20 protein-coding genes are annotated in these 22,181 nt (G+C 60.3%); 12 read left to right on the forward strand and 8 right to left on the reverse strand.

Translation table 11 applies throughout. The features are described 5' to 3' along the window. Positions 1 to 127: 127 nt before the first annotated feature. Together K3728_06685 and K3728_06690 are read left to right on the forward strand one after the other, a co-directional pair. Positions 128 to 1,216, forward strand: coding sequence for a fatty acid desaturase family protein (locus K3728_06685; protein UWQ96896.1), 1,089 nt, complete (start codon positions 128 to 130; stop codon positions 1,214 to 1,216). Positions 1,217 to 1,245: 29 nt separating this feature from the next. Then, positions 1,246 to 1,968: an SDR family oxidoreductase gene (locus tag K3728_06690; protein ID UWQ96897.1), complete on the forward strand. Its 723-nt coding sequence runs from the start codon at positions 1,246 to 1,248 to the stop codon at positions 1,966 to 1,968. Here the strand turns inward: K3728_06690 and K3728_06695 are convergent. Beyond that, positions 1,965 to 2,987, reverse strand: coding sequence for a LacI family transcriptional regulator (locus tag K3728_06695; GenBank protein ID UWQ96898.1), 1,023 nt, complete (start codon positions 2,985 to 2,987; stop codon positions 1,965 to 1,967). The genes K3728_06690 and K3728_06695 overlap by 4 nt on opposite strands. A 150-nt stretch (positions 2,988 to 3,137) precedes the next feature. Here K3728_06695 and K3728_06700 point away from each other — a divergent pair, with 150 nt between their 5' ends. The 10 genes from K3728_06700 (at position 3,138) to K3728_06745 (ending at position 13,758) form a co-directional block, all read left to right on the forward strand. After that, on the forward strand, positions 3,138 to 3,845 hold the full coding sequence (locus K3728_06700; protein ID UWQ96899.1) for an SDR family oxidoreductase: 708 nt from the start codon (positions 3,138 to 3,140) through the stop codon (positions 3,843 to 3,845). Positions 3,846 to 3,854: 9 nt separating this feature from the next. Continuing rightward, complete coding sequence (locus K3728_06705; protein UWQ96900.1) at positions 3,855 to 5,015, forward strand: Gfo/Idh/MocA family oxidoreductase; 1,161 nt, start codon at positions 3,855 to 3,857, stop codon at positions 5,013 to 5,015. A 2-nt stretch (positions 5,016 to 5,017) separates the two neighbouring features. Further along, a complete protein-coding gene (locus tag K3728_06710; GenBank protein ID UWQ96901.1) occupies positions 5,018 to 5,932 on the forward strand; it encodes a sugar phosphate isomerase/epimerase in 915 nt (304 codons plus the stop codon). Positions 5,933 to 5,981: 49 nt separating this feature from the next. Continuing rightward, the gene (locus K3728_06715) at positions 5,982 to 6,998 is read left to right on the forward strand and encodes an ABC transporter substrate-binding protein (protein ID UWQ96902.1); all 1,017 of its coding nucleotides are present in this window, start codon (positions 5,982 to 5,984) and stop codon (positions 6,996 to 6,998) included. Positions 6,999 to 7,094: 96 nt separating this feature from the next. Then, entirely contained in the window at positions 7,095 to 8,585 is a 1,491-nt protein-coding gene (locus tag K3728_06720; protein ID UWQ97477.1) for a sugar ABC transporter ATP-binding protein, read from the forward strand. After that, positions 8,582 to 9,520: an ABC transporter permease gene (locus tag K3728_06725; protein ID UWQ96903.1), complete on the forward strand. Its 939-nt coding sequence runs from the start codon at positions 8,582 to 8,584 to the stop codon at positions 9,518 to 9,520. Before K3728_06720 ends, K3728_06725 begins: the two co-directional genes overlap by 4 nt. Next, a complete protein-coding gene (locus K3728_06730; protein ID UWQ96904.1) occupies positions 9,517 to 10,533 on the forward strand; it encodes an ABC transporter permease in 1,017 nt (338 codons plus the stop codon). The genes K3728_06725 and K3728_06730 overlap by 4 nt, the downstream gene beginning before the upstream one ends. 2 nt (positions 10,534 to 10,535) lie before the next feature. Then, positions 10,536 to 11,609, forward strand: a complete 1,074-nt coding sequence (locus tag K3728_06735; protein ID UWQ96905.1) for a Gfo/Idh/MocA family oxidoreductase — start codon at positions 10,536 to 10,538, stop codon at positions 11,607 to 11,609. Next, positions 11,606 to 12,730: a Gfo/Idh/MocA family oxidoreductase gene (locus tag K3728_06740; protein UWQ96906.1), complete on the forward strand. Its 1,125-nt coding sequence runs from the start codon at positions 11,606 to 11,608 to the stop codon at positions 12,728 to 12,730. The genes K3728_06735 and K3728_06740 overlap by 4 nt, the downstream gene beginning before the upstream one ends. Positions 12,731 to 12,744: 14 nt before the next feature. Then, positions 12,745 to 13,758, forward strand: coding sequence for a Gfo/Idh/MocA family oxidoreductase (locus K3728_06745; GenBank protein UWQ96907.1), 1,014 nt, complete (start codon positions 12,745 to 12,747; stop codon positions 13,756 to 13,758). 71 nt (positions 13,759 to 13,829) lie between these two features. On the opposite strand, the gene K3728_06750 is transcribed toward K3728_06745, so the two are convergent. The 7 genes from K3728_06750 to betI all read right to left on the reverse strand — a co-directional run bounded on the left by K3728_06750 (position 13,830) and on the right by betI (position 22,112). Then, on the reverse strand, positions 13,830 to 15,461 hold the full coding sequence (locus K3728_06750; protein UWQ96908.1) for a glycosyltransferase family 39 protein: 1,632 nt from the start codon (positions 15,459 to 15,461) through the stop codon (positions 13,830 to 13,832). Beyond that, positions 15,458 to 15,775, reverse strand: a complete 318-nt coding sequence (locus K3728_06755; GenBank protein UWQ96909.1) for a lipid-A-disaccharide synthase N-terminal domain-containing protein — start codon at positions 15,773 to 15,775, stop codon at positions 15,458 to 15,460. Before K3728_06755 ends, K3728_06750 begins: the two co-directional genes overlap by 4 nt. A gap of 2 nt (positions 15,776 to 15,777) precedes the next feature. Further along, on the reverse strand, positions 15,778 to 16,530 hold the full coding sequence (locus K3728_06760) for a glycosyltransferase family 2 protein (protein ID UWQ96910.1): 753 nt from the start codon (positions 16,528 to 16,530) through the stop codon (positions 15,778 to 15,780). A 353-nt stretch (positions 16,531 to 16,883) separates the two neighbouring features. Beyond that, positions 16,884 to 18,554 (reverse strand): choline dehydrogenase, encoded by a 1,671-nt coding sequence (gene betA / locus K3728_06765; protein ID UWQ96911.1) that lies wholly within the window; start codon positions 18,552 to 18,554, stop codon positions 16,884 to 16,886. Next, positions 18,555 to 20,000, reverse strand: a complete 1,446-nt coding sequence (gene betB, locus K3728_06770; GenBank protein ID UWQ96912.1) for a betaine-aldehyde dehydrogenase — start codon at positions 19,998 to 20,000, stop codon at positions 18,555 to 18,557. A gap of 22 nt (positions 20,001 to 20,022) precedes the next feature. After that, positions 20,023 to 21,543: a choline-sulfatase gene (gene betC, locus K3728_06775; GenBank protein UWQ96913.1), complete on the reverse strand. Its 1,521-nt coding sequence runs from the start codon at positions 21,541 to 21,543 to the stop codon at positions 20,023 to 20,025. Then, positions 21,540 to 22,112, reverse strand: coding sequence for a transcriptional regulator BetI (gene betI / locus K3728_06780; GenBank protein ID UWQ96914.1), 573 nt, complete (start codon positions 22,110 to 22,112; stop codon positions 21,540 to 21,542). The genes betC and betI overlap by 4 nt, the downstream gene beginning before the upstream one ends. Between the last annotated feature and the right edge of the window lie 69 nt (positions 22,113 to 22,181).

Consider the following 22,181-nt stretch of genomic DNA (forward strand, 5'->3'; position numbering starts at 1 on the left):
CGGTTCTCGGGATCAGTATACAGGTGTGCCAATCGATTGAAAGTATGAAGCGCGACGAATTTTCGCCGTTGCTGATTGACTTGCCCCCGCCCGCCAAACAACTTGCGCCTATCTGGGAGGATCATTGATGACACGCGTGCAAGCACGGGATTATTCACTAAACGGCGCCGAAAGCACCCGTGCGGAGGAGCTAGGTTTGGTGTCAGCGCAGTGGTATCATTCTGACGTGCCCCGTAAGGTCATGAAGGGCCTGATGAAGCGCAGCGACACAGCGGCGACGCGCGACACGGCCATGTGGCTCGGCCTGATGGTCATGACAGCTTTGGGCGGTATTTTGACCTGGGGTACTTGGTGGTGTGTCCCGTTTTTTGCGGTCTACGGCGTGCTTTACGGGTCGGCGTGCGACAGTCGGTGGCATGAATGCGGGCATGGTACGGCGTTCAAGACCCAGTGGAAGAACGATTGGGTCTACGTCATCGCGAGCTTCATGGTGATGCGGAATCCGGTCGCCTGGCGGTGGAGCCACGCGCGCCATCACACCGATACGATCATCGTCGGGCGTGACCCCGAGATCGCCCTGATGCGCCCGCCCGACATCGCCCGGAAGGCTTTGGCGTTCATCGGATTGCCCGATGTGTTCCAGCACTTCGGTGTTCTTGTGCGGCAAGCGACCGGTCGATTGACCGAGGCAGAAGCGCTTTACATCCCCGAGAGTGAACTGCCCAAGGTCGCGTTCTGGGCGCGTATTTTCGTGGCAATCCACGCGGTTGCATTGCTTTGGGCCTTGCTTAGCTGGTCTTGGTTGCCCTTGGTTTTAATCGGCGGGCCGCGCATTTATGGGACGTGGCACATGGTGATGGTGGGGTTGTTGCAGCACGGGGGCCTGGCCGAAGATGTGCTGGATCACCGCCTGAATTCACGCACCGTTTACATGAACCCCGTCAGCCGCTGGCTGTATTGGAACATGAATTACCACGTTGAACATCACATGTTCCCGATGGTTCCCTACCACGCATTGCCCGATCTCCACGCGCTGATCAAAGACGATCTACCCCCCGCGAACCCGTCCATTCCGCATGCTTATGCTGAGATGCTCGGCGCGTTGTGGCGCCAAAGGACGGAGCCGGGGCATTATGCCCGTCGCGCGCTTCCAGCGGGGGCGCGACCTTACCGGGAAGAACTGCACGGCCAAGATGCGCTGCCCGAGGTGAGCTAGATGAATGTTAACGGATTGAGGGCGGGTTGATGGCGGATCTGACAGGAAGAGTGGTGCTCATCACCGGGGCCGCACGCGGCATCGGCGCGGCCATCGCCGAGGCTTGCACTAAGGCCGGGGCCGAGGTGATCGGGGTAGACCGCGACGCGACGCCCGGCGGGATCGTGGCTGACCTTGCCACGCCCGATGCGCCCGGCCGGATCTTTGCGCAGGCTGTTGAAATGGCGGGACGGGTTGACGGTCTGGTAAATGCTGCCGGTCTGACGACCCGTGCCTCGTTCACCGATGCCGATGTGGCGCGTTTTGATGCCTTGATTGCCGTGAACCTACGGGCCCCGTTCTTCCTGATGGCCGAATTGGTGTCCCATCTTCGGGGCCGGAATGTCGGTGGATCGGTCGTGAATATCCAGTCGATGAACGCCCATTGTGGTACGCCCGAGCTGGCGATTTATTCGGCCAGTAAGGGGGGCTTGCAGACGCTCACGAAGAACGCAGCGCAGGCCCATATGGCTGATCGCATCAGGGTTAACGGCATTAACCTTGGTTGGGTCGCCACGGAATCTGAACAGGCGGTGCACGCCGATAAAGGGGCGGGATGGCTGGACCAGCAGGCCGCGCAGCAACCCTTGGGACGCCTTGTCACGGCAAAGGAATGCGCGGCGCAAGCGCTGTGGATGTTATCGGATGCGTCGATCCCGATGTCCGGGGTGAACATGGATTTGGAGCAATGGGTCGCCGGAGCCGCACCCTAAGACGGGCTGGCTGTGGAGGCGCGGATGACCAACTCTACCGGCAACAGGTCTTCGACCGGCGGGGCAGGGGGAGAGGTATCTAATCTCTCTAACAGACGTGCGGCGGCAGTGCGCCCCAAGCGGACCCGATCTTGGCGGATCGTGGTTAACGCAGGCACATAATAGGCGGACATATCAATGTCGTCGAACCCCACGACCGAAATATCCTCTGGCACGCGAAGCCCGCCTGCGCGCAGGCAGGCGATCAGGCCAAAAGCCACCATATCGGCGGCACAAAAGACCGCTGTCGGGCGGTCCTCCATCGCCAAAATCTGACGTGCCGCGTCGTGGCCGGACTCTAGGGAAAAGTCGCCGCGGATGATCCAATCCTCTCTCGCGGGCAGGCCAAGACGGGCGCGTTCTTCTAACATGCCTTGGCGGCGCACGCGGGTCAGAACGTTGCCGCTTGGCCCGGTGACATGGGCAATCTTACGGTGCCCCAGATCGTGCAGATGCCTTATCGCAAGGCGGGCCCCTTCGGCGTTGTCGGACTGGATGGAGGGGAAAACGTAGCCGTCCACCCACTCACATGCGAAGACGATCTTCTGGTCAACTCCCGCCGCATTGCACGCATCCAAGGTAGCGTGACTTAACCCGCCATCAAGGCTCACAACACCATCAATCCGCCCACTGGTGAAGTTGCCCGCGAGTTCGGTATCGTGAAGCGGCCTGCTTTCGGTGTCGGCAATCAGTACAGCGTAGTCACTGCCAGAGAACCCCTTTGAAATGCCTTGTAAGATCTCGGAATAAAATGGTTTTCCAAGGTTCGGGACCAGGATCAGAACGGCGCCGGCCCGGCGCATCCGCAAGTTTCGAGCGGCATGATTCACGTGGTAGCCTGTCGTCCTGACGGCCTCCAACACGGCCTCTCTCGTGGCGTCAGACACAACGCCGGGGTTTGATAATGCGCGGCTGACTGTGGCAGTCGAAACCTTGGCCGCCGTGGCCACATCTTGGATCGTTGCGTTTCTCGGGGCCATTGAACTCTACCAGAACTGGATTTGTGTCTTGACTCGAATCTGTGAGTAGTTCGAGTATGTAATCGATTTCATTCACCACAAAGAAAAATCTTTGGGACGGCTGAGATCGGGGGAAATAGGGAGGTTGGCAGGGTTCTGCCATAGACAGACATGAACGTACCAGCGTTTGAACATGCCCAAGTTCTTGTCGTCGGCGCAAGCCGGGGCGGCATCGGCACGGCGATTGCGCGGGCGTTTCAGGACGCAGGCGCATCGGTGCAAGTCACCGGGGTTGAGGCTGCGCCCGTGCCCGACGAAGGCTTCGCCTACAACCAGTTGGACGTGACCGATACCGAGGCTGTTCGTACCTTTGCGGCGGGCATCCAGAAGCTGGACGTTTTGGTTAACTGCGCCGCGATCACCAAGCGCGGAGAGGAAATGGACCCGGCGTTCTTCGCCCATGTCTTGGATGTGAACCTGATCGGGTCACTGCGCTGTGCCGAAGCATTGCGCGGAGCGTTGAGGGGCGGCAGCGTCATTAACATTGCGTCCATGTATGCCCGCTTCGGTTCCCCCATGAATCCGGCCTATGGCGCGTCCAAGGCGGGGGTGGAGCAGATGACAAAATCGCTCGCAATCGCATGGGCCGAGGACGACATTCGCGTCAACGCCATCGCCCCCGGTTTCATCGTGACCGAACAGTCAGCGCGGGCGCGCACGGACCCGGAATTCACCGCCCGGATCGAGGCGCGCACACCGATGAAGCGCTGGGGTCAGCCCGAAGATATTGCGGGCGTGGCGCTGTTTCTGGCGTCCGACGCAGCGCAGTTCATGACCGGGACAACGATCCCGGTAGATGGAGGATATTCTGTTGCATAAGAGGGGCTTATGACAAATTTTTCAGGCATCGGCGCGGCTGTTGTCGGTACGGGTTTTATCGGCACCGTCCATACGCAAGCCCTGCGTCGGTTGGGGGTGCAGGTGCGCGGCGTCTTGGGATCTTCGGCGTCTCGCGGGGCGGATCGCGCGGCTGAGATGGGCGTGGCAAAGGCCTACGGCGACTTGGATGAATTGCTTGCCGATGATCGCGTTGATGTCGTCCATGTGACCTCTCCGAACCACGCGCATTATTCCCAAGTCTTGGCGATTTTGCGGGCCGGAAAGCATGTGATCTGTGAGAAGCCCTTGGCGATGACGTCGGCAGAAAGCGCCGAAATGGTTAAGGTCGCCCGCGCCTCTGGCAAGGTTGCGGCGGTCTGCTACAATATTCGCTTCTATCCGCTGAACCAACAGGCCCACGGGATGGTCGCTGCCGGAGAGCTTGGCGATATTCGTTTTATTTCAGGTCATTACCATCAGGATTGGTTGGCGAAGGATACGGACTGGAACTGGCGGCTTGTTGCAGATGAGGGCGGCGAGCTACGCTCGGTCGGGGATATCGGCACCCATTGGATCGACCTGACCAGCTTTGTGACGGGCCTGAAGGCCGAGGCCGTGATGGCCGAACTCGCCACATTCATCCCCGAACGCCAAAAGCCAACCGGCCCGGTCGAGACATTCTCCAACGCCGCCGGCGCGACGGAATCCGTGCCGATTGCCACTGACGACGCGGCGATGATCGTCATCCGCTACCCCGGCGGTGCGCGGGGCGTAATGTCCACGTCGCAGGTTAACATGGGCCGCAAGAACTCGCTGCAATGGGATGTGGCGGGGGCCAACGCCTCGGCCGCTTGGGACAGCGAAACGCCGGACCACCTGTTCATCGGCCACCGAGATCGCGCCAATGAGACGTTAATGCGAGACTTTACGTTAATGAACGACACGGGCGTGGCGGCGGCGGCCTTACCCCCCGGCCATGTGGAGGGGTTTGCCGATAGTTTCTTCAACTTCTTTCGGGCCGTCTATGCGGACGTGGAAGCGGGGGGGCGGCAAGAAAACAGCACCTGGGCCACCTTTGAGGATGGCCACTATGAGATGCGGTTCTGCGATGCGGTCGTGCTGTCGGCCCGCGAAGAACGCTGGGTGCGCCTGGATGAGGTTGAGGGATAATCATGGAACTGGGAATATTAACCGCGCCGCTTGAAGATATGGACCTGATGGACGTCGGCGCTTGGGCTGGGGCCAATGGTTTCTCGGCGATGGAGGTGGCCTGCTGGCCCGCGTCCGGCGGCGAAAAGCGCCGCTACGCTGGTACGTCGCACATCAACGTTGACGGTCTTGGTAAAAGCCAAGGTGCTGATATCAAAGCGGGTTTGGCAGAGAGTGGTGTAAGCATCTCGGGCCTTGGGTATTATCCTAATCCCCTCCACAAAGAGGCGGAACATAGGGATGAGGTGATCGGCCATCTGATGAAGGTGATTACCGCAGCAAGCACCATGGAGGTGCCCGTTGTTAACACTTTCCTCGGCGGAGATCGCAGCCTGAACGTCGATGAAAACTGGGCCCGCGCGATCGAGATTTTCAATCCGATTGTGGCCCACGCCCAAGCATCCGGCGTGCGGCTGTGCTTTGAAAACTGCCCGATGATCTTCAGCTACGATGAATGGCCCGGCGGCCACAACATCGCCTACAGCCCGAAGATCTGGCGGAGGGTTTTTGACCAATGGGGGGACGCCGTCGGGATGAATTTCGACCCCTCTCACCTGATCTGGCAGTTCATTGACCAGACCCGGTTCATTAAGGAATTCGGGCCTCAGATGGCTCATGTTCACGCGAAAGATGTGATGATTGACCAAGACGGGCTTTATGAGAACGGGACGATGTCCACTGGCATGGGGTGGCAAATCCCGCGCCTCTGCGGTCTGGGAGACGTGGATTGGAGCGGCTTTTTCTCGGGTCTGTACCGCGCCGGATACGACGGGGCGGTCATAATTGAACACGAAGATCGAGATTTCGAGGGCACAGAAGACCGCGTGAAACGTGGCTTCCTTTTAGCCCGAGATGTGCTGACGCCCTACATTAAGTAGGCGCCATAACTAACTGATAAATATCGTTATTAATAGGGAGAAGAGACCAATGAAAAAACTTCTGACAACTGCCGCAGCGCTCGCCATGATGGCCCCTGCGGCCTATGCAGACGGCCATGGCGGCTACACCATCGGTGTCTCGAACACTGTGCAAGGTAACGGTTGGCGCGAGCAGATGATCTGCGCAATGCGTGCCCAGGCGGCCGCTGAGGGCGACGTTGAAGGGCTGATCGTGGCGCACCGCAACACCGACGCGGCGGGCCAGCTGGAAGACCTCAACAACCTGATCGAAGCGGGCGTCGACGCCATCGTTCTGAACCCTGCCAACCCCGACGCGCTGAACTCGGCGTTGGATGCGGCCATCGCGGCGGGCATCGTTGTGGTTGCCGTTGATGCGGGCGTTTCTGCGGAAGGGGCCTACATCCTGTCCAACAACCAGGAAGAATACGCCTACCTCGGCGCGCGTTGGTTGTTTGAACAGATCGGTGGCGAAGGCGAGGTCGTCTATATGCGCGGCATCGCGGGTGTTTCCGCCGATACCGACCGTGACAACGGCTTCCAGCGTGCCCTGGCCGAGTTCCCGAATGTCAGCGTCGTGCACGAAGTGTTCACCGGCTGGCAACAGGATCAGGGCAAACAGCAGATGTTTGACTTCCTTGCCACAGGCATCCCGTTTGACGGGGTCTGGACCTCGGGTATCGACAACGTGATCGTTGACGCGTTCGTGGAATCCGGCGCGCCGATGGTGCCGATTGTGGGCGCGGATAACGCGGGCTTCGTTCAGTACCTCAACGATATTGAAGGCTTCACGGGCGCTGCCGTTACCAACCCCGGCTCTGTCGGTGGGGCGGGTATTGCGCTGGCCGTGGACATCCTGAACGGCAACGCGCCAGAAGAAACAACGGTTCTGGTTGACCCGGTCCTTTGGGAAAACTCCTCTGACGAAGGGCGCGAGACGATTGCGGGCGCATTGAACCCCGATCTGGACCCGGAATGGCCGGTGTCCGTGTCGATCCCCGGCTGGACCGACTACACCATGGCCGAGATCATCGCCTGCGAAGGTTAAGCAACGGTTAAGCGGTATCTCAGCCGCATGAATCACGCCACCCACTGGGCCATGTGCTTGGTGGGTGGCAAAGAAACGAACAAGATCAGAGGCTTCATGGGCGGTACAGAACAAACGGCGCTGCTGGATGCGACCGGCGTTGCGAAGAGTTTCGGCGCAGTGCGTGCGCTGACGGACGCGAGCCTTCATGTGGCACCCGGCGAAGTTGTGGCCCTGATGGGCGCAAACGGCGCGGGTAAATCGACATTTGTGAAGATTCTGACCGGCGCGTTGCGCCCGGACACGGGGCAGGTGCTGATCCGGGGCGAAGACGCGCGCGTGGGCTCGCCCGCGCAGGCCCGCCGTTCGGGCCTTGTGCCGGTGTATCAGGAACCCTCATTAATCCCGGACCTCGACGTGGCGGACAATCTGCGCCTTGGCGATACGCCCAAGGACGCCTTCCTGCATTGGGTGAATGAGCTTGGCATCAGTGGTGTGCGCCTTGACGACATGATCGTCGACCTGCCGCTGGCTACCCTGCGTATCCTTGATTTGGCCCGCGCTTTGGCAAGCCAACCCGATGTCCTGCTGTTGGACGAGCTGACCGCTGCGCTGCCCACGGACCTTGTGGAAAACGTGTTGCGCGTGGTGCGCGGGCAGGCTGATGAAGGGCGCGGCGTTATCTATATCTCGCACCGTTTCACCGAGATTGCCGAGCTGTGCGACAGTGCCACGGTGCTACGTGACGGCATGACGGTGGGCGATTTGAAGATCGAACCGGGGGTTGAGGATCGGTGCGTAGAGCTGATGTTGGGCGCGAAGCTGAGCCTCGATAAACGCGACACGGGTGCGGCGCGTTTGAACAGCGGTGTGCCGCGTCTGCGGGCCACGAATATCGCCATCGCCCCCAAGGTCTCGGATGTGTCGTTCGACCTGTTTCCCGGCGAGGTTCTGGGCGTTGTCGCCTTGGAAGGGCAGGGCCAGGACGAGGTGTTTGATGTCCTCTCGGGCCACGTGAAAGCCACTGGCGGCGCGCTGGAAGTGGACGGGGAAGTGATGAGCTTCGGCCACCCCGCAGACGCCATCGCGGCGGGCCTTAGCTTTGTGCCCGGCGACCGGGCTCATGCGCTATTGCGCGAACGATCAGTGCGCGAGAACATCGCTTTGCCATTCTCCGCAAGGTTGCGTGATTGGGGCCCGCTGAAGGCCCGGAAAGAGAAGCAACGTGTTGATTATGCCATTGAAAAGCTTCAGATCGACACCCGCGCCCAAGGCGAGGTGCAGCGCCTTTCCGGCGGCAACCAGCAAAAGGTGACCATTGCGCGGTGGCTGGCGCACGGGGTGCAAACGCTGCTGCTGTTCGACCCCACGCGCGGCATTGATGTGCGCACGAAGCGGCAGATTTATCCCCTTGTGCGAGAGCTGGCCGACCAAGGTGCGGCAGTGTTGTTCTACACGTCGGAACTTGAAGAAATCCCGTTGGCCTGCGACCGCGCCATCGTGATCTTCAACGGTCGGGTCGTGGACATGATCGACGCGGCCGACGCAACGGAAGAAACCTTGATGAGAGCGGCCTACGGGCTGACCGAAGGGAGTGTCGCGTCATGAGCCGTCTATTGCAAAAGAACGCCTGGACACTCGGGCTGGTCGTTTTGTTGGTCGTGTTGATGATTGTGACCAAGGTGATCCAGCCATCGTTCGGGGCGACAGGGCTAGAGAGCCTTGCCCGCGCCGCGATGCCGTTCGCCTTTGCCACGGCGGCGATGGCGATTGTGGTGATCGTTGGCGGGATCGACCTGTCGATTGCCTCGATGATGGCCGTTTGCGGGGTGACTGCGGCAGTGCTGATGGAAAGCATGGGCGCGGTTCCGGCGGTGGCTATCACTCTGGCTGTGGGCCTTGCGATGGGGGCGCTCAACGGCGGGTTAATCGTGGTAACGAAGGTGCCCGACATCGTTGTGACCTTGGCGATGTTGTTCGTTTGGGAGGGGGTGGCGCTGCTTATCCTAACTTCTCCGGGGGGGACGGTGTCGCCGGGGTTACGAGAGCTTATTGCCGGTACGATGATCCCTGGCATCCCTAACGCATTGATCTTCATGGTGATTGCGGTGGCTTTGGTCTGGGTGCCGATCCGTCGCGCCAAATTGGGCTTGTCGATTTACGCGGTAGGCTCGGACGAGCTGGCGGCGTTTCGGTCTGGCATCAATGTGACGTGGACGAAGATCACAGCCTACGGCTTGGCGGGTGTTCTCTCGGCCATGGGGGGGCTTTCCTTAATCATGTTAACCGGGATTGGAGAGCCCGTTCCCGGCCCCTATCTGCTGGCCTCTGTGGCGGCGGTCGTTTTGGGCGGCGTCGTACTTGGCGGCGGGCGCGGCGGCCTGCTGGGCCCAATCATTGCCGTGTTCATCTTGCGCATCATCCGCACAATCCTGACCCTTGCCGCCGTTGATCCCAACGTGACCACCATCGTCGAAGGGGTCATCATGGTGGCCGTGGTGATGCTTGGCGCGGTCCTAACTTACAGGGGGGCACGCGGATGAGCGAGCAACCACGCATTCACGCCGACGCCGAGGTCGCCACGGGGCTCAAGCGGTTCGGGCGTTTCCTGGCGGACAATCCGGTCGTGCCGCTGATTGTCTTCCTGGTCCTGCTTATTCTGGCGCATTTCTATGTGGTCATGCCCTTAAGAACGGGGCGCACCGGGGTCATATCCGCCTTCTGGGTCAACAACCTTATCAAGTTCGCAATTCCGCTGGCGATGCTCGCCGCGTGCCAAGTGTTAACGATGTTAACCGCTGGCATCGACATGAGCGCGGGCATTATCGCGACTGTTTCGGCCTTTGTTTGCGCCACTCTCGGGCCGCTGATCGGCGTGACGCCTGCGGTTCTGGTCGCGCTTGCGGCCGGGGTCACGGCAGGGTTGGTGAACGGCTTTGGCGTCGGTGTGGTCCGCGTCCATCCGCTGATCATGACGCTCGGCACCGGGTTGATCGCAACGGGGTGTTTGCAGGTCTACCAACGCTTCGTGATCTCCACCGGCACGTTGATCCCGGAAACGCTGGTCTGGCTTGGCACGGGCCGCACGGCGGGGATGCCGAACGGGCTGTTCATCTTCGTCCCCTTCGCGGTGGCGGTGCTTTTCCTGATGCGGTTCACCGGTTTCGGGCGGCTTCTGTTCGCGCTCGGCTCTAACGAGGATGCCGCCAAGCTAAGCGGAGTCCGCTCGTGGCAGGTCTATCTTGCGCTATACGCATTATCGGGGTTGATCGCGGCGCTCGCGGGCTTGCTTTACCTCGGCATGATCCGCACGCCATCGCTGTCATTGGCGAACCCATTGCTCCTGCCAAGCGTTGCAGCGGCGGTCATCGGCGGTACCTCGATCTTCGGGGGGCGGGGCAGCTTCGCGGGGGCCATCGTGGGCGCGCTGATCCTGCGCGTTATCGACACCATGCTGACGCTTCTGCAAATGCCCGAAGGCGCGCGGATCGCATTCTTTGGCCTTATCATCCTACTCGTCACAGCACTCTATGTCCGCATCACGGGAGCGCGTTAACCATGGTTTTCAAGGTTGTTGGCATCAGTTTCGACCACATGCACATGGGTGATCTGCTGCGCATGGTGGACAACCATCCAAACGCAGAAATCACGGCGCTCTACGATCCGGACCGCGCCAAGATGCAGGGTGCGGCGGAGACGTTCAATGTGCCCGACGACGCGCTTTTCACCGACTTTGACACCTGCATGGCGGCGGGCCCCTTTGATCTGGCGATCCTTTGTTGCGCCACAGCCGACCACGCGAAAATGACCGAGCGTTTGGCCCCCCACGGCGTTCATATCCACGTCGAGAAACCTTTCGCCGATAGCGCTGACAACGCGCGCCGGATGATTGCGGCGATGTCGGGGACGGGCAAGATCATGTCGATCAACTGGCCACTGGCATGGGTGCAATCGCACCTGACCGCAAAGCGTCTGATTGACGAAGGCATGATCGGAGACCTGCGCGAAGTTCACTTCTACGACGGTAATCGCGGGCCGTTGTTTCACCTTGCCGATAAGGTGGAGGTTTCCCCGGAAGAGGTGGAGGCGCAGAAGCCCAACAGCTGGTGGTACAAGGCGGCCTCGGGCGGCGGGAGCTTGCTGGATTACATGGGCTACGGTGCCACGCTTGGCACTTGGTACATGGATGGGGAAGCGCCGCTAGAGGTCACATGCAGCGTCGATGACACGCCGGGGATCGAGGTCGATCAACACGCCATCGCTTTGGTCCGCTACGCCCGTGGCCTCAGCAAGATGGAGACCCGTTGGGGCACCTTCACAGACCCTTGGACCGAGAACCCTCAGCCCACCTGCGGCTTCGTTTTTGTGGGCAGTGACGGAACGATCAGCAGCCCTGATTATGCGCAGGCCGTCACGGTCCAAACCCGCGCCCGGCCCGAGAAGCACGAGGTTCCGGTCGACCCGTTGCCTGAGGGGCGGAGCGATGCTATCGCCTATATCCTTGATCTGATTGAGAAAGGGGCCAAGCCGGAAGGGCCGTTTGATCCCGCTCTATGCTTGACGGCGCAACGGATTGTAGACACCGCCGCCGCCTCGGCCGCCCAGAAACGCACGTTGGAGTTGCTGCCATGACCGAAGCCTCTCAGGACGCGGGCGATAGCGATACCTATGCCTTGAAAGCCGCCGATTTGCCGGACATCGCCGCCCCCGATGTGTCCTACCTCCCGCCGATGCCCAAGGCCTATCGCCCCCAGATCGGCGTGATCGGAACCGGCGGCATTTCCGGCGCGCATCTTGATGCTTACCGCGATGCGGGGTGGGACGTGGCGGCGCTTTGGAACCGGACGCCGGACAAGGCCCGCGCCAAAGCGGCCGAGTTTTGCCCCAAGGCCAGGATCGAGGACGATTGGCGCGCGATCCTGGCCAATCCTGACATCGACGTGGTGGATATCACCCTACATCCCGAGCATCGGACCGAGATCACCCGCGCGGCGCTGAAGGCGGGCAAGCATGTGCTTAGCCAGAAGCCCTTCGTGACCGATCTAGATGTCGGAATGGACCTTGTGAAACTGGCCCAAGACAAGGGCGTGAAGCTTGCCGTTAACCAAAATGCGCGGTGGGCGCCCTATTTCGCCTTCATGCGCGAAGCCGTGAAGGCCGGTCATATCGGAGATGTCCTTTCTGTACATCTGGCCGTTCACTGGACCCACGGTTGGACCGCAGGCACCCCCTTTGACGAAATCGAGGATCTGATCCTTTACGATTTTGGCGTGCATTGGTTCGATTTTATTAACTCTATCGTCGGCGAAAGGGCCGAAGCTGTTTTCGCCAATGCCACTCGCGGGGCAGGGCAGGCCAACAAAGTGCCGCTGCTGGCGCAGGCGATGGTGCGGGTTGATGGTGGTCAGGCCTCGGTCGTGTTTGACGGCGGCGTGCCCCACGGCCCCCGTGACACGACGTTTGTGGGCGGCACGGGGGGCTCGCTCGTGTCCGATGGGCCGGACCTGAGCCAGCAAAGCGTGACCCTGACGACGCCCGATGGTATCGCGCGGCCGCAGTTGGAAGGGCAGTGGTTCAACGACGGTTTCAAAGGCACGATGGGCGAGCTGCTTTGCGCCATTGAGGAAGACCGAGAGCCTTCCAACGGCGCGGCTGAAAACCTGCGTAGCCTTGCGATGGCCTTTGCCGCTGTGCGGTCCCGGATGACGGGTCGCGAGGTCGAGATTGGCGCCGCGCGGCGCTTGGAAAGTTAAAGGAAAGCAACGACATGCGGGTACTGATCGTCGGTCTTGGAAACATGGGAAAAAGCCACGCCTTGGCCCATCACGCGGCAGAAGGGGTGGAGGTGGTCGGCTTGGTTAACCGCTCGGCCCGTGACCTGCCGGAGGCGTTGAAGGGCTATCCCTTGTTCTCCACCTTCGACGAAGGCATGGCGCAGCGCCCGGATCTGGTCGTGATTGCCACCTATTCTGACACCCACGCAGAGCTTGCCGAACGCGCCATGAAGGCGGGCGCGGATGTGTTAGTGGAAAAACCGCTCGCCACCAACGTCGCGGATGCCGAAAGAGTGGTTAACGTCGCCCAGGAGACGGGGCGGAAATTGGTTGTCGGCTATGTCTTGCGCCACCACCCCAGTTGGATGCGCTTGATCGAGGAGGCTCGCGCGTTGGGCGGCCCCTATGTGTTTCGAATGAACCTTAACCAACAGTCCGACGGCGCGGCGTGGCAGACCCACAAAGCGTTAATGGAAACGACCTCTCCCATCGTGGATTGCGGCGTTCACTACGTTGATGTCTGGTGCCAGATCACCGATGCCAAACCCGTCGCCGTTCACGGCATGGGCCTGCGCCTCAGCGACGAAATCGCGCCGGAGATGTATAACTATGGGCAGTTTCAGGTGTTCTTCGACGACGGTTCTGTCGGTTGGTACGAGGCGGGTTGGGGGCCGATGATGTCCGAGACGGCGTTCTTCGTGAAGGATGTGATAAGCCCCAACGGCGCAGTATCAATCACCGAGGCCGACAAGGCAGACAGCGCCGATATTGACGGCCACACCAAGGTTGGCGGCGTGCTGGTGCATCGTCCAAGCGGTGATGAGTTGATCTCGTTTGACGCGGAGCCGGGCCATCAAGAGCTTTGTGATGCGGAGCAGGCTTTCATGCGTCGCGCGATTGCAGAGGATATGGACCTGAGCCGTCACATGGCCGACGCCGTCGCGTCTTTGGCCATTTGTCTGGCGGCTGATGAGAGCATTCGAACGGGGCAGCGAGTTGCGCTTTGATAGGGCGTTAACTCGTAGCTTCAGATATGTTTTGTTTGCGGGCGGCGCGAAATTTTTGCCGTGCCAACGTGCTATTGGCCGCAAGGATTAACCGGCGCTGCTACGCCGGGCGAGACAAAAAGCTGCAAGGTCACGGGGCGGAAATTACCGATGGAAATCCCCTCGATCACAACTCCCGCTGTGTCGGACAGGTCAGGCACCAGCGCAGGGTCAATCCATGCGGCCCGCCCGCGGGCTTCGGCCAGGTAGGCCAGCGCCCCCTCCGCATCGGTCAAGATCGTGTCTGTGCCCAACCGAAACACGGTCGAGGGTTCCGCGTAACCAGCCACAGCGACGGGGCCGCTGAAGCATGAATTCTGCGCCATGATCTCCGCCAAGCGGTCCGCGATCCAGAAGTCCCGTGCGGCGGGCAGGGACACGGCGGTCAACGTCCAGCCGAGCAGCACGCCGCTGATGGTCAGCGCGATGATGGCCTTCAGGACTACGCCGCGCCACATGTGCCACAGCCCCACGAGGGCCGCGACGGTAAAGACGGCGCTCCCCGCGATGGCGAAAAGGTTAACACCATCTCCATAGCGGATCGGGGCGAGGGCGGCGACGATGGCGAAAAAGGTTAATGCAATTAACCACCCGACTGCCCCAAGCCCGATGATCCACCGACGCAAGGGAAGGCGACCATCATTCACTTGAATCAGCGCCGCAGCGATCAAAAGCGCCAATGCGGGATAGAGCGGCAAGGTGTAGTGCAATAGTTTGACTGGGACCGCCTCGAACACGAGCCAACCGGGGATGAGCCAGCCTAGGATGAAGGCGATTTTGGGATCTTTGCGCGCCGACCATGCAAAGGTCAGGCCGAGGGGGATCAGCAGGCTCCAAGGGAAGAAGGTGAGCCACGCAGTCAGCACGTAGAAACCGGGGGGCGATGCGGCATGTTCGCCCCCGGCGGTGATTTTGTCGCTAAAGTCTGTCCCAATGGAAGCGCCCCAAAACGCGCCGTCCGTGACCATTGTGATTGCGATGAACCAAGGCGCTGCAAGAAGGGCGAACCACAGGCCGCCGATCACGGGACGCAGCCGGGCAAGCCAAGCGAAGCTTCTGAATTGCACGCAAAGCCAAAGGATCGCGCCGGCAACGGGCAGCACAACCATGGGGCCTTTCAACAGGAACCCTGCCGCCAACGCTGTCCAAAAGGTTAACGGCGTTAACCATTCACGGCTTTCCCCCAGCCACACACGGCCTAACGCCCCCATAGCCACGATGACTGACAAGACCAACGCGGCATCTGTCTTCGCGGTCCGGGCCTCGGCCTGTAGCATATAGAGGCTGATGCAAATGATCCCAGCAACGACCGCCGCACGCCGTCCCACCAAAGGCGTGCCGGCCCAAATCATCGCCAAAGCTGCTATGGTCGCCGCAAGGTAAGACGGTAGGCGGTGCACCCAAATCGGCGTTTCACCGGTCATGCCGGTGACCCAGATTGCAGCGGTCTGCGCCCAGTAAATCAACGCCGGTTTGTTGTGGCGTGGGGCGTCCTGCAAGCGGATATCTACCACGTCCCCAGTCGCGGCCATCTGGCGCGAGGCCTGGGCAAACCGTGCCTCATCGCGGTCTTGAACCGGCAGTTCCGCCAAACCAATTGCGAAGCTCAGCAACGCGAACAGAAGCACGCAGAGCGGTGTGAAACGGGCGGTCAGAACACTCATGTCTGGTCGTGAACCGCGTCCTTGGAGCGGTGGATGAGCATCAGGTTCCGGGCATAGACAATCACGCCCGAGGCTTGGCCCAGGATAAAGACCGGGTCTTGGCGGTAGATCGCATAGGCGAGCATCAACAGGCCCCCACTGATCGACAAGTACCAAAAGGCGACCGGCACGTAGGAGCGACCGGCCTTTTCAGAGGCGATCCACTGCACGATGAAACGCGAGGCGAAAACGCCTTGGGCAAGGAAGCCAAGGCCGACCCACCAGAACTCGAACCAATTGTCGATGTTGAAGAAGCTGAATAGCCATTCTTGCATGGTTAACGCTCCTCCTGGCGGGAGATTTCAGTCTCTTTCGGAAGCACTTTGCGCCGCCGACGGATCAGCCAAGCGACCCCGAAAAGATCCGACAACCCCACAATGGCGCGGCCAAGGTTGGTGTATTTCGACGCGCCCGATGTTCGCGGCTTATGGGCCACGTCGACATGGGCGATTTCCCATCCATCCCGTTGAAAAAGCGCGGGTAAATAGCGGTGCATATGGTCGAAATAGGGCAGGGCAAGGTAGGCATCGCGGCGGTAAGCTTTCAACCCACACCCGGTGTCGCGGGTGCCGTCCTTCAGTAAGACACCTCGGATCGTGTTAGCGGCCTTGGAGGCGACGCGCTTGGGCAAAGGATCATCGCGCTTCACGCGCTGTCCCGCCACCAGACCCAGCGTTTCAGGGCCGTTCAACAGAACGTTAAGCAGTTTTGGAAGCTCCTCTGGCGGGTTCTGTCCGTCCCCATCCAGCGTCGCAATGATCGGCGCGCGGGCGGCTGAAACTGCGGCGTGGACCGCAGCCGATTGCCCGGCGGGGCGCGGATGGGTGAGGATCGTCAAATTCGCCTGCGGGTAAGCCGCGCCAAACGCCCGCAATGCCGCGCCGGTTCCATCGGTCGAGCCGTCGTCCGTGACGCAGATCTCAAATGCGCCAAAGGGCTCGGCCGCCGCCACGCATCCGCCGAGCAAATGCGGAACCGTTTCGGCCTCATTCAACATGGGGATCGCAATCGCGAACCGGGGCGTGGTCATTTGGGCGCTCCTCAAGGGCGATTTCGACTTGGTTTAAGCCTATTTCCCTTGGGCAGGAAGGGGCGAATGGCGGATCGTGATGTTAACCGGCGCACCGGCGTTTAAGACCGCCTAGGCTGAGCTAGGCATTCGCGGCAGAAACACTGTTGCAACAGGGGTGTTACTGATTGCCCTTAGTGGGGAAGATCGGCGCGGCTGGCTGTTGATAAACTTGTGGATATCTTGCGGAAGACTGGTTCCTATGGGCGGCGAGGTATTCATTTTTTGAACATTCGGAGGTATGAGGACCGCGAGTTCCGGGTGAATGAAGCACAATTGCAATATTCACCCACAAGCTGGCCACTAGGCCCTCGTCACTCGGCCGCTACCGCATCCGCGTGCTTTTCACGCTGCGCAGACTGCCACTCAGGGGCAATCCATGGCGCCAAATTTTCGGGTGGCAGCTTTTGGCCCAAGATCGCGTCAGCCGCCTTTTCGCCGACCATGATCGACGGCGCATTAAGGTTACCGTTCGGAATCAGCGGGAACACGGAACTATCGGCGAGCCGTAACCCCTCCACCCCAATGACGCGGTTTTCCGGGTCCACAACGGACATTGGATCGTCTCGACGCCCCATGCGCGCGGTGCCGCAGGGGTGGTAGGCCGATTCCGCATGCTCGCGGATCACGGCATCCAGCGCCTCGTCGGATTGCGCGTCCTCTCCGGGCTGAATCTCGTGATCGACGAACTCCGCCATCGGCCCGGTGGCAAAAATCTCTCGCGTCAGGCGGATGGCGCGGCGGAAATCCTCCCAATCCTTGTCGTGCGACATGTAGTTGAACTGAATTTTCGGGGCCTCTGCCGGATCTTTGCTGCGCAGGGTGATTTCCCCGCGCGAGGGGGACCGCATGGGGCCTGTGTGGGCCTGAAAGCCGTGCCCACCGGGCGGTGTTTTGCCGTCATAGCGGACCGCGATGGGAAGGAAATGGTATTGGATATCAGGGTATTGCACGCCCTTGTCTGAGCGGATGAATCCGCAAGCTTCAAAGTTATTCGTCGCGCCCAAACCCGTTTTGGTGAACAACCACTGTGCCCCGACCAAAGCCTTGCCCCAAAGCGACCAATAGGGCGCGATCGACACCGGTTTGGAGGCCGAGAACTGAATATACATCTCTAAGTGATCTTGCAGGTTCTGCCCCACGCCAGGGCGGTCCGCGACCAGTGGAATATCGTTTTCTGCCAAGTGCTTGGCGGGGCCAATGCCACTCAGCATCAGAATTTTCGGTGAATTGATCGCACCGGCGGAAAGAACCACTTCTGTGTGGGCCTTGATAAGACGGCCATCGGTCAGGCGTACGCCAGTAGCGCGCCCGTCTTCGATTTCGATCTTTTCGACCAAGCCGTTAATCAGATTGCAGTTCGGCATTGCCAACGCGGGCTTCAGGTAAGCGCTGGCGGCTGACCAGCGTTTGCCTTTCCAAACCGTCATCTCAAACGCGCCGAAGCCCTCTTGGCGGTGGCCGTTGTAGTCGTCGGTCTTGCCGTAGCCTGCTTCGGCTCCTGCGTCGATAAACGCTTGAAATAGGGGATTCTTTCGCGCCCCACGGGTGATGTGCAACGGGCCGCCCGTGCCGCGATACGCGGGATCTCCGGCGTCACCATGCCAATTTTCAGCGCGTTTGAAGTAAGGCAGAACGTCCGCATAGGACCAACCATCGGCGCCCATTTCGGCCCATGTATCGAAGTCTTTGGCGTGGCCGCGCACGTAGATCATGCCGTTGATCGAGGAGGAGCCGCCAATAACCTTACCGCGCGGGCAGGCCATTACACGGTTGTTCATGTTTGGCTCGGGTTCTGTCACGTAGCCCCAATCGTAGCGCTTCATGCCCATGGGGTAGCTGAGCGCGGCGGGCATGTTGATGAACGGCCCCCAGTCAGAGCCACCATGCTCGATCACCAGCACCGATTTTCCGGCCTCGGCCAAACGGTACGCCACCGCGCAACCCGCTGATCCTGCACCAATAACGACGTAATCCGCTTCCATTTAGAACGCCGCCTCTACCGGAGACATGCCGACGTAGACAGTCTTGAGTTGCGAGTAATGCTCCACCGCCGCACGAGAGTTTTCGCGTCCCACGCCCGAGCCTTTCATGCCGCCAAAGGGCACTTCAACAGGGGTCAAGTTATATTGGTTAATCCAAAGGCTACCCGCGTCGATATTATGCACCACGCGGTGCGCGCGGGTCAGGTCGGCGGTGAACACAGCGCCCGATAGGCCAAGATCAGTGGCATTGGCGCGACCGATAACTTCTTCCTCTGTTTCAAAGTCGAGAACCGACATGACGGGGCCAAAAATCTCTTCCCGGGCGATTGTCATATCGTCGGTCACATCGGCAAAAATCGTCGGCTCGATATAGCAACCGGGGCGGTCCAACCGTGTGCCGCCGTGGATCAGTCGCGCGCCTTCGGCGACGCCTTTTTCGACATAAGAACAAGTGATTGCGAGTTGTTCTTCACTTACCATTGGGCCGAAGTTTGTGGCCTCGTCGCGCGGGTCGCCGATGATGGCTTTGGCGGTGCGTTCCTTCAGGCGGGCGAGGAAGGCTTCTTTAATTCCCTTCTGAACAAACACGCGCGTGCCGTTGGAGCAGACCTGACCCGAGGCGTAGAAGTTCGCGTTGATCGCACCGGAAACGGCGCTTTCGAGGTCGGCATCCTCGAAGATCACGAGAGGGGACTTGCCTCCCAATTCCATCGTCGCGTGTTTCATTTGTGCGGCGGCGGCGGCGTACACTTTCTTGCCCGTAGCAGCCGAGCCTGTCAGCGAAACCTTGGCGGTGCGCGGGTCCTCGACCAGAGCGCGGCCCACCTCGCCAGCACCTTGGATCACGTTGTAAACGCCAGCGGGGGCGCCGGCCTCCACCAAAATTTCCGCGACTTTCAAAGCACATAGCGGCGTTTGTTCGGAAGGCTTGAAGACCATCGTGTTGCCGCAGGCCAAAGCGGGCGCCCCTTTCCATGCGGCGATCTGGGTGGGGTAGTTCCACGCGCCAATGCCCACGCAAACGCCCAAAGGCACGCGCATCGTGTAGGCCCAATCGCCGCCCAGTTGCATATGTTCACCGCCCAAGCTGGCCGCGATGCCGCCGAAATATTCCAACGATTCCGCGGCGGAAGTGGCGTCAGCCACCAGAGTTTCCTGGATCGGTTTGCCGGTATCGAGGGTTTCCAACTCGCTAAGCTCTTGGTTTCTCTCGCGAATGATGTCGGCTGCGCGGCGCAGGATGCGGCCGCGTTCCACGCCCATCAGAGCCGCCCATTCGGCCTGCGCGGCCTTGGCCGATGCCAAAGCGGCCTCTACCACGGCGGGGGTTGCGGCATGAACCCGCGCGATTTCTTCACCCGTAGCGGGGAAAATTACGGGGATCGGGGTGCCAGCGGTATCTTCCAGATACGCGCCGTTCACAAAATGAGAGGCAGTCGGTTGCATCGTTCACCTAAAGATCGTGGAGCTATTCGCCCCGTGGAAAGCGTTGATTTTCCTCAAGAACATTGAGGTCCATGTGATTGCGCATGTAGCGTTCAGAGGCGTCGCGGAGCGGTTGGAAATCCCAAGGATAGTAAGAGCCGTTTCGCAAGGCCTCGTAGACGACCCATCGGCGGGCTTGGCTTTCGCGCACGTCTGCGTCGAAGGCGTCCAAATCCCAACGTGCCTCGGATTTTGCACGAAGCGTCAGGCGCGTGCCTTGGTGTTCGGCAACCTCAGCCAAGTTTGTTAACTCTTGTGGGTCCGCGGACAGGTCGAACAATTGGTCCGGGTCCAAGGCGCATCTGGTGAATTTCCACGGTCCGTAGCGTAGAGCCACCAGCGGCGCGTAAGAGCCCTCGGCCGCGTATTCCATCGCAACGGGACTGCTGCGCGTGGCGCCATTTCCTAACGGCATTAACGATTCACCGTCGGTCCAGGGCATCACCTCTTCCATCGATACGCCCGCAAGGTCACAAAGGGTTGGGCAGAGATCGATTGTGGACACAGGATCGGTCACCAACCCCGGCGTCATGTCCGGGGCCGAGATCATCAACGGCACGCGGGCAGAGCCCTCGAAGAAGGACATTTTGAACCAAAGCCCCCGCTCGCCCAACATATCGCCGTGGTCGGAGACGAAGACGATAAGCGCCTCTTGCCGGGTGCGTTCCAACACATCCAGAATGCTGCCGATCTTCTGATCGAGGTAGGAAATATTAGCGAAATACGCCTGCCGTGATCGGGCGACATCGGCATCGGTGATCTCAAAATTCTCTAGGTCATTCGCATCCAGAATGCGCTTAGAGTGGGGGTCTTGATCGGGGTAGGGGATCGGGCCGACTTCGGGCATCAAGTGCTCGCAATCGTTATACAAATCCCAGAACTCGCGCCGCGCGACGTAGGGGTCGTGGGGGTGGGTAAAGCTGACGGTCAGGCACCACGGACGCGGGTCTTTCCCGCGCGACAGATCGTACAGCTTTTGCTCTGCCTCGAAGGCCACGGCGTCGTCGTATTCCATCTGATTGGTGATCTCGGCCACGCCCGACCCGGTGACGGACCCCATGTTGTGATACCACCAATCAATCCGCTCGCCGGATTTGCGATAGTCGGGCGTCCAGCCAAAATCGGCGGGGTAGATGTCGGTCGTCAGGCGTTGTTCGAATCCGTGAAGCTGATCGGGACCGACGAAATGCATCTTGCCCGAAAGCGCTGTATAGTAGCCCGCCCGTCGCAAATGATGGGCGTAGGTCGGGATGGAGGAGGCGAACTCGGCCGCGTTGTCATAAACTCCGGTCCGCGAGGGCAATTGCCCCGACATGAACGACGCTCGCGCAGGCGCGCAGAGTGGAGAGGCGGTGTATGCATTGGCAAAACGCGTGGATTTCGCGGCCAAACGGTCCAGGTTGGGCGTGTGCAACCACTCGGCGGGGCCGTCGGGAAAAAGCGTGCCGTTCAGTTGATCTACCATGAGGATCAATATGTTAGGCCGAGAACTAGGTGCAGTCATCGCAGGGCCACCTCCAGATAATCGGTGACGCGGGCAATGGCGGCGTCGGCATCGGGCACGGTCGTGCTAACCAAAGCGTGGCGAATGTAGAGGCCATCGATCAAAGCAGCGGTAGTCACGGCGATATTGACGGCGTTATTCGTTAACGGCCTTAACGAATAGGTCAGGTTGGACACCAAACGATGCTGGTACACACGCAAAAGCCGCGCGGCTTTGGGGTCGCGCTGTGCCATGACGTAGAAAGTTAACCACGCCGAGACGACCTCTGGGTGGAAGTTTTGCCCCCCGAAAGAGGCCCGCGCAATGGCGGTCAGGCGGCCTCGCGCCGTATCGGCCTTGGCCAGTTCGGCCCGTGCAGAAGTGCCAAATTCCCGAAGGATTGCACGCATCGCAGCCAACAAAAGCGCGTCCTTGGAGCCGAAGTAATGGTGCGCCAAGGCAGAGGACACACCCGCGGCTTTCGCGATCTGCCCCATGGTCACGTCCAAAGACCCACACCGCCCGATCTCGCTGATCGTAGCGTTGACAAGTGCGTCCTTGCGTATAGCCATCATACCTATGCGGGGCATCGAGACACCTTCCTTGTTGCCATGTACCAGAAATATGTTTTTAATTGACTGGTCAATCAACAAAAACGA

The organism is Rhodobacteraceae bacterium M385 (genome assembly GCA_025141835.1).
In the GTDB taxonomy this organism is placed as follows: Bacteria; Pseudomonadota; Alphaproteobacteria; order Rhodobacterales; family Rhodobacteraceae; genus Gymnodinialimonas.

Bases quoted from the DNA above. Each gene is read 5' to 3' on its own strand.
- K3728_06685 (UWQ96896.1), top strand. From the start codon at position 128: ATGACACGCGTGCAAGCACGGGATTATTCACTAAACGGCGCCGAAAGC.
- K3728_06690 (UWQ96897.1), top strand. From the start codon at position 1,246: ATGGCGGATCTGACAGGAAGAGTGGTGCTCATCACCGGGGCCGCACGC.
- K3728_06695 (UWQ96898.1), bottom strand. From the start codon at position 2,987: ATGGCCCCGAGAAACGCAACGATCCAAGATGTGGCCACGGCGGCCAAG.
- K3728_06700 (UWQ96899.1), top strand. From the start codon at position 3,138: ATGAACGTACCAGCGTTTGAACATGCCCAAGTTCTTGTCGTCGGCGCA.
- K3728_06705 (UWQ96900.1), top strand. From the start codon at position 3,855: ATGACAAATTTTTCAGGCATCGGCGCGGCTGTTGTCGGTACGGGTTTT.
- K3728_06710 (UWQ96901.1), top strand. From the start codon at position 5,018: ATGGAACTGGGAATATTAACCGCGCCGCTTGAAGATATGGACCTGATG.
- K3728_06715 (UWQ96902.1), top strand. From the start codon at position 5,982: ATGAAAAAACTTCTGACAACTGCCGCAGCGCTCGCCATGATGGCCCCT.
- K3728_06720 (UWQ97477.1), top strand. From the start codon at position 7,095: ATGGGCGGTACAGAACAAACGGCGCTGCTGGATGCGACCGGCGTTGCG.
- K3728_06725 (UWQ96903.1), top strand. From the start codon at position 8,582: ATGAGCCGTCTATTGCAAAAGAACGCCTGGACACTCGGGCTGGTCGTT.
- K3728_06730 (UWQ96904.1), top strand. From the start codon at position 9,517: ATGAGCGAGCAACCACGCATTCACGCCGACGCCGAGGTCGCCACGGGG.
- K3728_06735 (UWQ96905.1), top strand. From the start codon at position 10,536: ATGGTTTTCAAGGTTGTTGGCATCAGTTTCGACCACATGCACATGGGT.
- K3728_06740 (UWQ96906.1), top strand. From the start codon at position 11,606: ATGACCGAAGCCTCTCAGGACGCGGGCGATAGCGATACCTATGCCTTG.
- K3728_06745 (UWQ96907.1), top strand. From the start codon at position 12,745: ATGCGGGTACTGATCGTCGGTCTTGGAAACATGGGAAAAAGCCACGCC.
- K3728_06750 (UWQ96908.1), bottom strand. From the start codon at position 15,461: ATGAGTGTTCTGACCGCCCGTTTCACACCGCTCTGCGTGCTTCTGTTC.
- K3728_06755 (UWQ96909.1), bottom strand. From the start codon at position 15,775: ATGCAAGAATGGCTATTCAGCTTCTTCAACATCGACAATTGGTTCGAG.
- K3728_06760 (UWQ96910.1), bottom strand. From the start codon at position 16,530: ATGACCACGCCCCGGTTCGCGATTGCGATCCCCATGTTGAATGAGGCC.
- betA (UWQ96911.1), bottom strand. From the start codon at position 18,554: ATGGAAGCGGATTACGTCGTTATTGGTGCAGGATCAGCGGGTTGCGCG.
- betB (UWQ96912.1), bottom strand. From the start codon at position 20,000: ATGCAACCGACTGCCTCTCATTTTGTGAACGGCGCGTATCTGGAAGAT.
- betC (UWQ96913.1), bottom strand. From the start codon at position 21,543: ATGACTGCACCTAGTTCTCGGCCTAACATATTGATCCTCATGGTAGAT.
- betI (UWQ96914.1), bottom strand. From the start codon at position 22,112: ATGCCCCGCATAGGTATGATGGCTATACGCAAGGACGCACTTGTCAAC.